A 13,394-nucleotide genomic window follows, 5' to 3' on the forward strand; every position below is an offset into this window, starting at 1 on the left:
TGTTTCAGGATAATTATTTGACGATGATCACAATCGGCAGGGGGGTTACCGAATCGAGGCTGACCTGTTGATCGCCCGAGTTCACGTAGAGCCCGGTTGAACTGCCACCATCCAGATTGAGTGCTGTCTTCAGCGATAAATCTGATTGGACAAGCAGATCCGCCAGTTCGTCGATCGTGAAGGCCTGCGCCGGACTGACGATAAACAGGAGTCGACCCTGATTATCCATCGCCACCACGCTACGAGGGCTGGAAGCGGCCGTCTCCTCAAACTGGGTACGTTTTCCATTCTCGATCAACATCGGCCGGCTCTGCGTTGCCTGCAGCAGTTGCTGATTGGAGGGATCATAGGGCTGGGCGTTCAACGACTGGATGTCCACATTGTTCTGCGCATCCACCGCGAGCATACCACAACAGCCCTGATACGAACTGCCGCTGGCCTGCCCGTTTGAGATTACCAGGGCCGTCGCCTGGTTACGCTGATCAAAATACCCGCCATTCATGACCGCGATCGCCTTCGTCTGCTGCATCCAATCTTTCAACTGCAAAGGCTTATCTGGTTGATAGCCGATACTGACATGAACCTTATGGGTATCAAAGCGCGTGATCGTTACGGTATCCTCGTTTCCGCTCGCGCCTTTCCAATGTTCCCGACGCAACTCAACCCCTGGCTGAGTTTGCGTCCAGGTATTCAACGTATCGCTACCACCGGCTTTAGATGGAGCGGTAACTGGAGTACCATTCATGGTGATGCTGGGCACCACATCGCAGGCCAGCAATGAACAGACCAGCAGCGCAATCAGCAACGTAAGCTTGAGGGCATGTTTTGCTGGCATGACGATTTATTTCCTTGCTATGCTAGATGCTAGCGTTTCCAGGGTGTTGCCTCAATCGCGGACATTGTTCCCTTGAACTCCATCGCCAGCTTTTGCGCGGCATCATGGGCAGCGTTCTCGGTACTATCGTCCAATGGCAACAACTTTACTTTGCCATAGCGGTGTTCAAGCGCACGCTGGATCAACAAATCGGTAAACCACGGGTTCTTCGGCAGGACCGGGCCGTGGGTATAGGTGCCGAAGGCGTTTTTATACATCGCGCCCTCAACACCGTCTTTACCATTGTTGCCCCAGCCGGCCAGGACCTTGCCCAGCGGCTGTGATTTGGGACCCAGATAAGTGCGTCCGCTATGGTTCTCATAGCCAACCAGAACCTTGGTTCCGGTCTCCTCAAATGTGCATTCGAGGGCCATGTGGGTCATAAAACGTGTCGACCCACCTTCAGTATACATGTCGAATAGACCGACACCCTTTAATTCAGGACCATCGAATGGTTTATAGTAGTGGCCAAGCAACTGGTAGCCGGCGCACACGCTCAAGAAGACCGAACCCGACTCGGCCGCCTCAAGCAGAGAAGAGGCCTTGTGCTGGATATCCTTTGAGGCGATCTCCATCTCACGGTCAGCCGCGCCGTGGATCAAGATCAGATCGTACTTTGTAAAGTCTGGCGTCTGCTTCACAAAAATCTGCTCAACCTCGGTTGAGATGCCGCGCCATTTGCAGCGGCGCTCAATGGAAAAGAGATTGCCCCGGTCGGCCGCGACGCTCATCAAGGTCGGATACAGATGTCCGATCCTGACTACCATCCCTGCAGTATCTGTTCGTTTCTCGCTCATGTCTTTGTCCTTATTCTTCCCAGAAGTGCTTGACCCAGCCGCGCTTCTGCATAACTCGACGTAACTCCTGGGTTGGAGTGTAACCACTCATAATGTAGAGCGTGCCGCCCGGCTCAACCTGTTTGATGGCCGCCTCCAGCGCCGCCTCGCGATCCTCGATCAGCGTGATCTTATTGGTGGGCACCTCGGCATATTTCAGGCGCATGGCCAGTTCTTCCGATTTATTGCCGCTGCAGACCGCGTCCAGAATATCGGGCGCGATATCCTCCAGGTCCACATCCCATAGCCAGCCAAAGTCCTGTCCGTCGACGACCGTGTGGCTCATGGCCATTAACAGGTGCTTCTTGCTCGGATGCTGGGCGATCAGGCGCAACATCAGATTGAAGGAGGTGGGGTTTTTGACGAAGGAGAGATAGATCGTCTTATCGCCAGCCTGGATCTTCTCCATACGGCCAAAGGCGGTGCGGATATTCGTCATCGCCGTCTGTACGGTATCCAATGAGAAGCCAGCGGCCATCGCGGCTCCGATGGCGGCGGCGGCGTTATAGATGTTATGGACGCCGGGCAGCGGGATCTCCAGTTTCATTTCCCCTTTGGGGGTGCGCAGCTTGATATGGCTGGGTCCCTCTCCATTCTCTGCCAGCGAGGCCGAGGTGACGGCTATATCGAGGGGCGGCAATGTATAGCCGCACTCAGGACAGCGATACAGACCCAGGTGCGACAGGTAGGCCACCTCGTAGTTGAAATCGCTATCGCAGTGGATACAGCGGATAATATCAGCCGACTGCTCAGGGACCGGCGTGCCGATATCCTTCGTCTCCAGACCAAAGAAGATGCGCTTCGCTTTGGCGTTGATGCCAAAGTTCGCCACCTGTGGATCGTTGCCGTTGAGCAGGATGGTCGCCGTCTCCGGTAGGTCCTCCAGCATCTTATTGAGAGCGCGCGCCACCGAATACAGCTCACCATAGCGGTCGAGTTGATCGCGGAAGATGTTGGTAATCACGACCACGTCGGGCTGAATCTCGGGCACCGCCAGCGGTATGGTTCCTTCATCGATCTCGAAGAGCAGGACATCACTCTCCAGCCGCCCGAAGAGATCAGAGAAGTTGACCGCCACGGATGTCACACCTTGCAGCAGATTTGAGCCTGTGCGGTTCTGCGAGACACGATGGCCCGCCGCGTCGGCGATGGCCGCCGTCATGCGTGCAGTCGTCGTTTTTCCGTTGCTACCGGTAATCACAATTTTCTTGGCTTTACTGCCACCGACCACTGATTTCAGCACATTTGGATCGATGCGGCGCGCGATCATGCCTGGTAGGCTGGTGCCGCCTCCGATATGAAATAAACGTCCGGAGGCCCCTGCCAACTTGCCCGCGGATATCGCGAAGGCCAGGCGTGCTCTACTTAATCCAGACGGTGTAGTGCTGTCATTGTTTGAATTCTCTGTTTGCATAGAAACCCATACCCTGACTAAAATTGCTTCAAGGCGTACCGATGGGAGGAGTCCCGCTGGATCACGCCGCGTCAAAAGGAACATGAGCGCAATGCCTCTGGCTATGTAAACATTTATGGCTAGAGACATGTGTGTAGAAGTACAAATTGGGCTAAATTACTGTCTACAGGTTCGCCGTTTGAAGTATAACAAACATGAGTATAGCGAGCAAGTGAATTAGGCACATGGTCACGGCATACCCTCAAGACCATGTTGCCGTGTCACTATTTTCACCAAAATAACGCGCCAGATGCTACTATGGTTTCTTTCTCAATTTTGTTGCTGCCATCATCGGCGCTAAACCGTTTTACACTGGTTTGACTGTAGATCACACTGGATCGTTCCATGCTCAAAACGTTGACTGACTACAGTTTTAGCGGCTGTATTAACCGGACCAGTTGGATACCCAAATTTGCCCAGTCCCTTATTTTTGTCGAAGTAGTGCATGATCGGACCCGAGATGGCGTACTCGGTAAAGACGTAGAAGCGTCCATCGTTGCCCATTGGGATGGTGCGCTGGCGCGTATCGCTATGGAAGTAGGTCCATTCGGCCGCGAAGGGGATGGGATGGACGCTGGCGTTGATCTCGCGCGGCGAAAGCCAGGTAAACGTACTGAAGCCATAGTTCATCAGATCGCGCATATCGGTCCACCAATCGGCTGTATGCATCACAACGCCGATCAGGTGGTGGTTATTGCGGGTACATGAGATCACTTGCAGAAAGTTGGCGCCCGCGTCCCAGCCAGTCTTGCCGCCATCGACGCCTGGATACCAGTACAGGAACTGGTCGCCATTCTCTAAAAAGTGCTCGGCATGCTGCTTATTGCCCACGATGTGGTACTCTTTGGTCGAGCTGATCTGACGGATCAGCGCGTTGCTGAAGACATGCTGACCCAGCACAGCCAGGTCATGGGCGCTTGAGTAGTGATTGTCCTCTTGTAGACCGTGTGGATTGCGGTAGTGCGTGTCGTGCAGACCAAATTGCTGGGCCCGTTGATTCATCTCATCCACGAACTTGGGGACGCTCCCCGCGTCGGCATCGGCGATGACCAGCGCGGCATCGTTGCCCGATACCAGGAGCAGACCATACAGCAGTTCACGTATGCTATAGGTCTCGCCCGGCTTTATCCCCATCAGCGAGCTATCGGCGGACAGCGTCTGCAGATCCCTATTAATCGTGGGGGTAATCGTCACCTGTTGATCCAGGTTGCCATGCTCAATCGCCAGCTGGGCTGTCATCAATTTGGTGGTGCTCATCATCGGAATATGCATAAATGGATTGTGGGCGTACAGCGTGACCCCCGTATCGGCATCCAGCAGATAGGCCGACGTCGCCAGGGTCGGCGGAGCGGGATGGTTGTTATTGGGCGGCACGATCACCAGTTCGTGTGGATTGGCCGGATTGGCGGGCTTGATAACTGCCGTCCCTGTCGGGGACGGATTGCCAGTTGAGCCGGGATACCGCGCCGTAGTGCTTCCGGATGATTGCTGCAGCGTATTGGTTAGCAGAGATATGACCACCAGCAGGATCAGCGTGCCGCTGAGTATCATGACCAGCGGCCGGTTATGCCTGATCGTGTGGAACATATCAAAGATGAGGCGCTGCGCCCTCCGCTCACGGCGTTCGATGCGGGTATAGGATTGTTTTACCGTCGGTATATTGTATGCGACAGGCGGCTGCTTGCTTCTGGTGGGCGCCTTGGCCAACCTGCTCTTTGTCGTCGTTGGATCGGGCGCGTCAGGAGGCTCTTCTATATAGACGCGCGGTTTGGGGCGGCGTGTACGCGTCAGTTCCGTGGGTGGCTCATCACCATACGTCCTGGGGCGTCGCGTTTGTGTCGCTTCGGGGGGGGCGCCGCGCCTGCCCTCTGGCGTATCATGTACATAGGTACGAGGACGCCTGACCCTGGTTTGATCTTTACGCGCCTGCTCTTCGCGCAGATTCATGCGCCGCCTCTGAAACTGTTCCGTATTCACGCGTCCGCCGGGCTGTGGCTTCGCCAGTCGTGCTCGTTGTGCCGACCGCGATGGTGAACGCGTCGGCTCCAGATCAGACTCGAGATCTAACATGCGCGACGCCCGGCGTATCCTGGGAATCTCAGGATGTTCATCGGGCTCGTACTCTTCATTTTCGGCTTCATAGCCAGCATCCAGTATTGGTTGGCGGCGTCCGCGACTAGAACGCTGCACGTCGCGCACCGTTGCCTCTTCATCCAGATGGTCATTGTTTTGTGACGGTGTTCTGCCCATCCGCCAATCCTCTCCATGCCGTAGACAGGGCTATTTAAAAATAGCGTTCAGCGGGGTCAAGGGGCGGTAGCCCCTTGCGGGGTGCGGGCCGTCCCGGTTCACACCCCCCTTACCGCCGCCGAAGGCGAGTAAAATAATATATGAATGTATTGCTTTATGGGCTTTATTACTTCTTAATTACTTCCATCTATCTTACTCAGCTAATTTCATTATTGTCAACTTTATGAGGAGAGCTTCTCAATCAATGTAATGAACCCGGCCTCCCCCGGCTTTTTGTGGGTCGGTCGGACCATTTTCAGTTGGAGAGGGCGGCCCGTTTCTACACAGGCACAGTTAACCCTATCCTGACTGCCCCTGGGCATAAATTGATGATCTATTGAGGCAAATTTTACATAATTTTGAAGCTTCCCTCAAAATTATTTGTTATAGTTCTTTCTAAAGAGGCGAAGCCCTGTCTGCATTACAATACCTATTATATTGCATGCAACGTAACTGTATCTTCAATCCTTTCAATAGAAAAAGTAGGATGTTTCGTAATGTCTGTGCAATTTGATACTTCTAGCTGTATTTCAGATTGTTCTGATCATGCCTTGATCGTCGCCACCCTCCGGGGAGACGATGGGGCGTTCACGACGCTGGTCCAGCGTTATCAGTTGCCTCTGTACAATTTTATTCGGCGTAGCCTCAAAGAGGCCGAGTGGAGTAATGACGTCTTGCAATTTGTGTTTTTGCAACTCTATGTTTCGCTGCCGCGTCTGCGCGACAACCTTTATTCTGAGCGCACCAGGGAGCCGTTAAAGGCCTGGTTGTTTCAGGTGGCCTGGAATCGCTGTATCGATGAGCGTCGCAAGCAGCGCTCGCTCCTCTTCTGCGAGCTAGAAGAGAGTGGGGGGCACGACGATTTTTCCTGGCTGGACACCATCCCAGATGAAGATCCCTTGCCCGAGGTGGTGGTGGAGCAGCAAGAGATGCGCCGCCTGCTGCGCAAGGCTATTTGCCATCTCCCGCCCCATTTTCGCTCCATTGTCATGTTGCGCTATACCCAGGAGCTCAGCTTTGGGGAGATCGCGCGCCTCCTTAACATGCCTGAAAATACTGCCAAGACCTATTTCCAGCGTGCCCGTCCGCTTCTACGCTCCGCCCTGCAACAAATCCTCTAATTGTGCCACCCGCTCATCCCAGACCGGTGCGCCCACTTGACGTGCTGCTGAAGAGCATGCTACCCTGCCAACGTTAAACAAGCATTCTTTATACTAACAAATAAGGCCCGGTGGTGCTCATGGGCGAACGCCTGTGTGTGGGCGCTCAAAAGCTATTTCAGTGATGGTGCAACAGGGGCATGAATGAGCCCCTGCGGCGGCACAAGGGTTATATATTGGTACATCGGGCGCGCATCTGCGCGCCCGATGTACCAATATATAAAAAATGCGGCCGCGCATGCGGACGCCCGAGCGGGGGCGCTCACGTGCCCCAATAAACGAGAGTAAGACACATTTTGAGAAAGAAGGGGACAATAAGATGAAGCTCGCTGAGGTTAAGAGTCTCATTGAGGATGGAAAAGTTGAATACATCAAACTTGGTGTGTCCGATATCGATGGCGTCTTCCGTGGTAAGCGCGTCACGGCACCATTCTTCCTGGATGGGCTCGAAGATGGATTCGCCCAATCTGATGTGTTATTTGGCTGGGATATCGCGGAGAATGTGCTCCCCAATCTGAAGGTGAGCAACATTAACCGTGGCTTTGGGGACTTCGTGATGATCCCCGACCTCGATACGTTCGCGCTGGTTCCCTGGGAGGACAAAGTGGCGTCCTGCGTCTGCGATCTGCGAGCCGAGCATGGTGATCCCATCAACGTCTCACCGCGCTATGTATTGAAGTCCCTGCTTGGGCGCGCTCGCGACCTGGGATTCTCCGCCATGGCGGCCTCTGAATTAGAGATGCGTTTCTTCCGTGAAGACCAGGTGTCGCTGCGCAGCAAAGATTTTGGTCCGGATCTGACGCCAATCAATCCTGGCACTAACTGCTACGTGATCAGCCATGCCACGGCCGACGATTATCTGATCGGGCAGATTGTGCGTCAGATGCGTACCTACGGTATTGAGATCGAGGGCTACAACCGCGAGCACGGACCCGGTATGTATGAGATCAACATGCACTACAGCGCCGCCCTGACAGCGGCCGACCACACCATGCTCTTTAAGAACGGCATCAAAGAGATCTGCCACCAGAAGGGCTTCACCCCGACCTTTATGGCCAAGTGGAACGCTGATGAGGATGGTAGCAGCGGCCACTCCCATATCAGTTTGTGGGACGTGGCTGGTGAGCGCAACGTCTTCTGGGACGATGACGCCGAGGACCACATGTCCGCTACCATGCGCTATTTCCTGGCCGGTGTGCTACAGAAGATGCCCGACTTTATGGCGCTTTATGCCCCCACTATCAATTCATATAAACGCTACATCGAGGGGACCTGGACTCCGCTCAATACCGCCTGGGGCATGGATAACCGCACCTGCGCCGTGCGCGTTATTAACAGCGGTCGCAAATCTATCCGCCTGGAGAATCGAGTGCCAGGGGCCGACGCCAACTTCTACCTGGTCTTTTCCGCCATGCTGGCCAGCGGTCTCTATGGCATCGAACGCCAGCTGGAACTGCCCGCGCGCCTGGAGGGTAATGCGTATAGTCAGGAGAAAATTGAGCAGGCCCTCGCTAGCGGTCAGATGCATCCTTTAGCCCGCAATCTGACCGCCGCCACAGACCTGTTCGAGCGCAGCGAGGTGGCCCGCGAATACCTGGGAGCTGACTTCGTCGAGCATTTCACCACCACGCGCCGCTGGGAAGTGCAGGAATATGAGAAGGCCGTCACCAACTGGGAGCGCCGCCGCTACCTGGAACTAATTTAGTGCGCGTCTGGCTCTTCGATCCAGCCATGGTCCTCGCGGACATTTAAGTTATGTTGCGCGGCCTCTTCGGCGGTCAGGTACGGCAGTAAATGGCCGACGAGAGGCTCACGTTCCTTGTAGCGTTGTAGATTTTCCTCGGCCCTCTGTCGCATCAACTGAACGGCCTGGAAGGGATCGTGCAGGGCCTCTTCCATCTGCTGGAAGGCTTTCTCGGCCAGTGCCCGCGCCTGCGTATCCAGGTTTTGTTCCCGATAGAGCCGTGAGGCCGCGGCCAGCTCTTCTGGCTTCAGCAGTCCAATGTGTTCCGCTTGCAGCAGCAGGCGCAGACCGTGGGCCAGGAAGCTATCCAGCGTCGCTACGTTGATCTCGGTATCGTCGTGCATGCCGCGATTATTTAGATTGCCCGAGCCGACGGTAGACCAGGTATCATCGATGATGGCCGCTTTCGAATGCACATAGATCGGGCGATAGTGCAGCAGGCCATCCTCCATTTTAAAGTGTGAGGTGGCCAGGCAGAAAGCGTGCAACCTGCTCTCCTTCACCGCCTCGGGTGCCTCGTTCCGCAGCCGCATCAGGGCCGCGTCGCTGAAGGCACGTCCCACATTGGGATGATCGGGTAGGATGATGCTCATGGTAACGCCCCGGCGCAGGGCCTCGATGATCTGCCCGATGTGTTCCTCCATCTCCGCGCTATCCCTACCCAGCAGCGAGATATCAACGCCGTAGTAAGCGCGTTGCCAGAAATATTGATTTTCCAGATAGATGGATTGCTGCGCGTTGGTGAATGCATGATCATAGAGCTGCGTAATGCCCAGAATGGCCTCTTTATCAAAGCTATAGGTATGCTTCGGCACGGTACGGGCGATCTGCACGATGCTCTGGCTTTCCACCGGGGCGGGCATAGGTTGTTCTGGGATATGCAACTGCTCCAGGTGATGGCGTGCTATCAGATCGTTCCAGCGCTGGCGAAAGTTCAACGCCACATCCCCTGCGGCCAGTCCCGTGATTTTCGCGTGTGTATCATGCCAGCCATGGGGAGACTTACCCGACTTTGTACGGCGCAGTGGGGTATCAAAAGGATGCTCGGGCGTATCCCAGCGATCGAAATCATCCTCCTTCTCGATCAACGGATCGAGGCCACCTACAAAGGCGATCTCATTGTCGACCACCGTCACCTTTTGATGCAGCGACTCGATCTGATGATGCAGGATACCCTCGGCGCTATCATCGAGCAGGCAGGTGATCCCCATCTCGGTCAGTTTATCGTGAGCCGCCTGGGGATCATATACCGCGAAGGCTTTCTTGGCCTTCCACAGCAGCACCTTGACCTCGACCCCCTTGCTCAGCGCGTATGCCAGCACCTCTTTCACCGACAGCCTGTGCGTCAACCAGAAATTGATATCGGCCTCTTGCAAGCCCTGTGCCCGCAGGCCCTCGATGTACGTGGCACGCGCATTCTGTTCAGGCTGCTCGGGCAATAGATCCTCGCCCCGCACCAGCAGCATATCCGGCTCCATTCCCCAGTTGGCCAGGTAGATCGAACGCGTGGCGCGCATAAAGCACAGGCACATCTCCATAAAGGTCGCCTGCCCATCTACGTAGTACGTTACGCGCGAATCACGGCGCACCGGGGTATCGCCCAATGCCCACCAGTCAGTCGCGGTAATCTCTTTTGACTCACTATACATACCTATGATAGCCTCCCAGTAAATAATTAAAGAATGCCAAATTATTACAGACTCAAATAATGATACCCGATAATAAGCTTTAAAGGAGACAAACACAAAACTTGCAGGCCAATTTTTTCCATCGCCGAATAATGGTGAGAGATTTTGCTCAATGGATGACGTAGTTAAATATATCTAAAAAAAATTGATCAGCACATACCTTTTGCACACATGGATAATGGTGAAATGTAGCAGTCAAAGGAGTGACGCCAAAAGAAGATATTCGCTTTTATTTTTACTGTTACAGTCTATTACGTCGTTATGTGCTGAGTTATCGTTCTACCTCTTTGGGTTTATGCAAGGAGAATAATTGTGAAAGCCGGTAAGAAACTTTCTTTACAGTTCCTCGCCAGCCTCCTGTGCTTGATGGCTATTTTTCTGGCCTCTTGCGGAGGTGGTGGGAGCCCAGGCACATCCTCACCAGCTGCCTCTGATGACAAGCAGGTGTTGCGTTTCCCGGTTGTTGGTGACATCAACAGCTTCGATCCTGGTACCGTACAGGATACCGACTCTAATTTCCCTATTCAGGCCGTCTTTACGGGCCTGGTTACCCTGGACAAAGATCTGAAGGTGAAGCCCCAGCTGGCTGCTGAATTGCCCAGCGTTTCCAGCGATGGCATGACCTATACCTTCAAGCTGCGCTCTGGCTTGAAGTTCAGCAACGGCGATCCTCTGACATCAAAAGACGTTGTCTATAGCATCAACCGCGCTGTCTCCAAGGGCCTCAACTCACCCGTGAGCTACTATCTGAGCCTCTTGAAGGATTTCGACAAAGTCAACGCAGGTAAGATCCCAACGCTGATTGGTGATAGCCTGCTGACCCCTGATGACAATACCGTTGTGATCAAGATCAGCAAACCAGCCGCTTACTTCCTGGAGACGCTCTCCTATCCTACATCCTATGTAGTGAATCAGAAGATCGTTGAGAAATACAAAGGCGGCAGCAGCCCCTGGACCGATCATATTCAGGAAGGCGCTGGCGCTGGCCCATTCAAGGTCCAGACCTATAACCACAGCACCGGTATCACGCTGGTACGCAACGATAACTACTATGGTCCCAAGCCAAAGCTGAAGACCCTGGACGTTGTCTTCTACAAGAACGAAGACGGCATGTACAAAGCGTATCAGGCCAAACAGCTCGACTTCACCTACGTTCCAACCGCGAACGTCGGCGACGTTACTGGCAAGCCCGACTATAGCGCGACCGACGTGTTGACCATTCGCTACCTCAGCCTGAACTACCTGGCCAAACCCTTTGACAATATCAAGATTCGTCAGGCCTTCGCTCTGGCGATCAACAAAGATCTCATCGTCAAGACCGCGATGAATAACGCCTTTACGGCGACCAATCACGTTATCCCCAGTGGCATGCCTGGTTACGATCCGACGCTGACCGGACCAGAGGGAACCACCACCCAGGGCGATCCCGCCAAAGCCAAGCAGCTGCTGGCCGAAGGTATGAAGGAAGAGGGTATTACGACCCTGCCTTCGCTGACCCTGACCTACTACCCACGTGAGCAGAGCTTCAAAGACGCGATGTCTCAGATCGTCTCGATGTGGCAGACCAACCTGGGCGTCAAAGTCAATGTAAACACCGTGGCCCGCGCCCGTCTGTTGGACCTGGAAAACGCGACCCAGAACAACGCCTCGCTGCCAATGTGGCAGGCGGGCTGGAACGCTGACTATCCTGATCCACAGGACTGGCTGACCACCTTCTTCGATCAGGGTTCGGACTACAACCAGTTCAACTATGGTCAGAACCATTCTACCGCTGCTGCCGAGCAGGTGCAGGTGCAGCAGGAACTGCGCAAAGCCGATGTCACCCAGGACCAGACCGAGCGCATGAAATTGTACAATGACGCTGAGCAGAAGGTTATCAACGATGTGGCCTGGATCCCTCTGTGGCAGGAGAAAGTACATTCCCTGACCAGCCAGAAGGTGCATAACCTGAAGCTCAACTCCCAGCAGTTGATCCCGCCCGACGACTGGAGCAACATTTACATGTCGGCATAACTGGACGGAACGGAAGTTGGGATACGTCATCTGCCATTGTTTCCCCCGAAATATGGCAGATGACTTCCTGGTCCTCTTCACCAGTTAGTTGTAGGTATCCGTGACGTATGGCTCTTTTAATAGATGAGGACGTTACGGATATTTTCCTTTTTAGCCATCTACCTATTTCTTTCATCTCTATCGTTTACGTGGGATAGAATACGTAAGTTATGTGGCATTGAAGGCAATATTCCTCTACCTGTACGTGCCTGCTACGGAGATAGCATCGTGGTAGAGAAAAGGAGGTCGGAGCCTGGTATGCTTAAATTCTTGATCAAGAGATTCGTTGGGCTCATATTCGTGATCTTTTGCGTGACATTTCTCACGTTTATCATAGGATACTATTCCCCGAGCAATCCCATTCAGATTATGATGGGTGACCATCCAAACCATCAACTAGAGCTGCAATTGATGCATCAGTATGGATTGGATCAGCCCATGCTTCAGCAATACGCGAACTTCGTTATTCGCCTGTTGCACTTTGACCTGGGCACCTCGTTTAAAACGATTGGGCGACCGGTTAAAGACATTATCGCCGATGGCCTGCCGATATCGCTGGAACTTGGCTTCTGGGCCCTGATCATTCAGGTCGGCATCGGCGTTCCCGTCGGCATTATTTCGGCCATCAAGGCGAATAGCTGGACCGATACTATCAGCATGGGTGCTTCGCTGGTTATTTACGCGTTGCCATCCTTCATCCTGGCGATTCTGGTGCAGTTCTTGATTATCTGGCTGGACAATACCTTTGGTTTGAACTGGCCAAACACCCAGTGGGGCACCCCCTGGCAATACAGCTGGACGGATATCCAGTATAAGCTCGCGCCAATTCTGGTGTATGGCGCGACCGGTATGGCTTATTTCGCGCGTCTATCGCGTACGAGTATGCTGGAGATCCTGCGCCAGGACTACGTGCGTACAGCCCGTGCCAAAGGATTATATGAGCGGGCCGTCATCTATCGTCACGCTTTTCGCAACGCATTGATCCCGTTGATTACCATTATTGGTTTGTCGATTGGCTTCCTGGTAGCGGGCGCCTTCTTCATTGAAAGAATCTTCTCCATTCCTGGTATTGCTGGTATCACATTGGACTCGATCGATAATCTGGATTATCCAGTAGTGCAGGCGACGACCGTCATCCTGGCGATCGGCGTGGTCTTTGGCAACCTGTTGTCAGACATCTGCTACACACTTGTTGATCCCCGCATCAAAGCTGAGTAAGTTGAGAAGGTGAGTATTGAAATGGAACAAGATAGAGGACCGAAAATTAGGAAGCCCAAATTCGTTGAGCCAGGGGAATC

The 13,394-nt window shown here is 53.9% G+C and carries 9 protein-coding genes; 4 read left to right on the forward strand and 5 right to left on the reverse strand.

Annotated elements, in window-relative coordinates; translation table 11 throughout:
* Nucleotides 1-13: 13 nt before the first annotated feature.
* From KTT_RS15470 to KTT_RS15485, 4 genes are all read right to left on the reverse strand, one after another.
* Complete coding sequence (locus KTT_RS15470) at nt 14-835, reverse strand: phosphodiester glycosidase family protein (protein WP_126596840.1); 822 nt, start codon at nt 833-835, stop codon at nt 14-16.
* 29 nt (nt 836-864) lie between these two features.
* On the reverse strand, nt 865-1,671 hold the full coding sequence (locus tag KTT_RS15475) for a type 1 glutamine amidotransferase (protein ID WP_218030898.1): 807 nt from the start codon (nt 1,669-1,671) through the stop codon (nt 865-867).
* Between the two features lie 10 nt (nt 1,672-1,681).
* Nucleotides 1,682-3,124 (reverse strand): MurT ligase domain-containing protein, encoded by a 1,443-nt coding sequence (locus KTT_RS15480; protein ID WP_160145899.1) that lies wholly within the window; start codon nt 3,122-3,124, stop codon nt 1,682-1,684.
* 336 nt (nt 3,125-3,460) lie between these two features.
* Nucleotides 3,461-5,413 (reverse strand): serine hydrolase, encoded by a 1,953-nt coding sequence (locus tag KTT_RS15485; protein ID WP_126596842.1) that lies wholly within the window; start codon nt 5,411-5,413, stop codon nt 3,461-3,463.
* Nucleotides 5,414-5,949: 536 nt separating this feature from the next.
* On the opposite strand from KTT_RS15485, the gene KTT_RS15490 reads away from it, so the two are divergent.
* Nucleotides 5,950-6,573, forward strand: coding sequence for an RNA polymerase sigma factor (locus KTT_RS15490; protein WP_126596843.1), 624 nt, complete (start codon nt 5,950-5,952; stop codon nt 6,571-6,573).
* 358 nt (nt 6,574-6,931) lie between these two features.
* The gene (locus KTT_RS15495) at nt 6,932-8,317 is read left to right on the forward strand and encodes a glutamine synthetase family protein (protein ID WP_160145900.1); all 1,386 of its coding nucleotides are present in this window, start codon (nt 6,932-6,934) and stop codon (nt 8,315-8,317) included.
* Here KTT_RS15495 and KTT_RS15500 read toward each other — a convergent pair.
* Nucleotides 8,314-10,005, reverse strand: a complete 1,692-nt coding sequence (locus KTT_RS15500; protein ID WP_126596845.1) for a phospholipase D-like domain-containing protein — start codon at nt 10,003-10,005, stop codon at nt 8,314-8,316. The two genes, KTT_RS15495 and KTT_RS15500, sit on opposite strands and share 4 nt — an antisense overlap.
* Before the next feature lie 351 nt (nt 10,006-10,356).
* On the opposite strand from KTT_RS15500, the gene KTT_RS15505 reads away from it, so the two are divergent.
* Both KTT_RS15505 and KTT_RS15510 read left to right on the forward strand, forming a co-directional pair.
* The gene (locus tag KTT_RS15505) at nt 10,357-12,057 is read left to right on the forward strand and encodes a peptide ABC transporter substrate-binding protein (protein ID WP_126596846.1); all 1,701 of its coding nucleotides are present in this window, start codon (nt 10,357-10,359) and stop codon (nt 12,055-12,057) included.
* Nucleotides 12,058-12,354: 297 nt separating this feature from the next.
* Nucleotides 12,355-13,314 carry an ABC transporter permease gene (locus tag KTT_RS15510; RefSeq protein ID WP_126596847.1) on the forward strand — a complete coding sequence of 320 codons (960 nt, stop codon included), beginning with the start codon at nt 12,355-12,357 and terminating at the stop codon, nt 13,312-13,314.
* The last annotated feature ends 80 nt before the right edge of the window (nt 13,315-13,394 follow it).

The organism is Dictyobacter aurantiacus (assembly GCF_003967515.1).
In the GTDB taxonomy this organism is placed as follows: Bacteria; Chloroflexota; Ktedonobacteria; order Ktedonobacterales; family Ktedonobacteraceae; genus Dictyobacter; species Dictyobacter aurantiacus.

Excerpts from the sequence above, each read along its gene's own strand:
- KTT_RS15470 (WP_126596840.1), bottom strand. The coding sequence starts at position 835 with ATGCCAGCAAAACATGCCCTCAAGCTTACGTTGCTGATTGCGCTGCTG.
- KTT_RS15475 (WP_218030898.1), bottom strand. The coding sequence starts at position 1,671 with ATGAGCGAGAAACGAACAGATACTGCAGGGATGGTAGTCAGGATCGGA.
- KTT_RS15480 (WP_160145899.1), bottom strand. The coding sequence starts at position 3,124 with ATGCAAACAGAGAATTCAAACAATGACAGCACTACACCGTCTGGATTA.
- KTT_RS15485 (WP_126596842.1), bottom strand. The coding sequence starts at position 5,413 with ATGGGCAGAACACCGTCACAAAACAATGACCATCTGGATGAAGAGGCA.
- KTT_RS15490 (WP_126596843.1), top strand. The coding sequence starts at position 5,950 with ATGTCTGTGCAATTTGATACTTCTAGCTGTATTTCAGATTGTTCTGAT.
- KTT_RS15495 (WP_160145900.1), top strand. The coding sequence starts at position 6,932 with ATGAAGCTCGCTGAGGTTAAGAGTCTCATTGAGGATGGAAAAGTTGAA.
- KTT_RS15500 (WP_126596845.1), bottom strand. The coding sequence starts at position 10,005 with ATGTATAGTGAGTCAAAAGAGATTACCGCGACTGACTGGTGGGCATTG.
- KTT_RS15510 (WP_126596847.1), top strand. The coding sequence starts at position 12,355 with ATGCTTAAATTCTTGATCAAGAGATTCGTTGGGCTCATATTCGTGATC.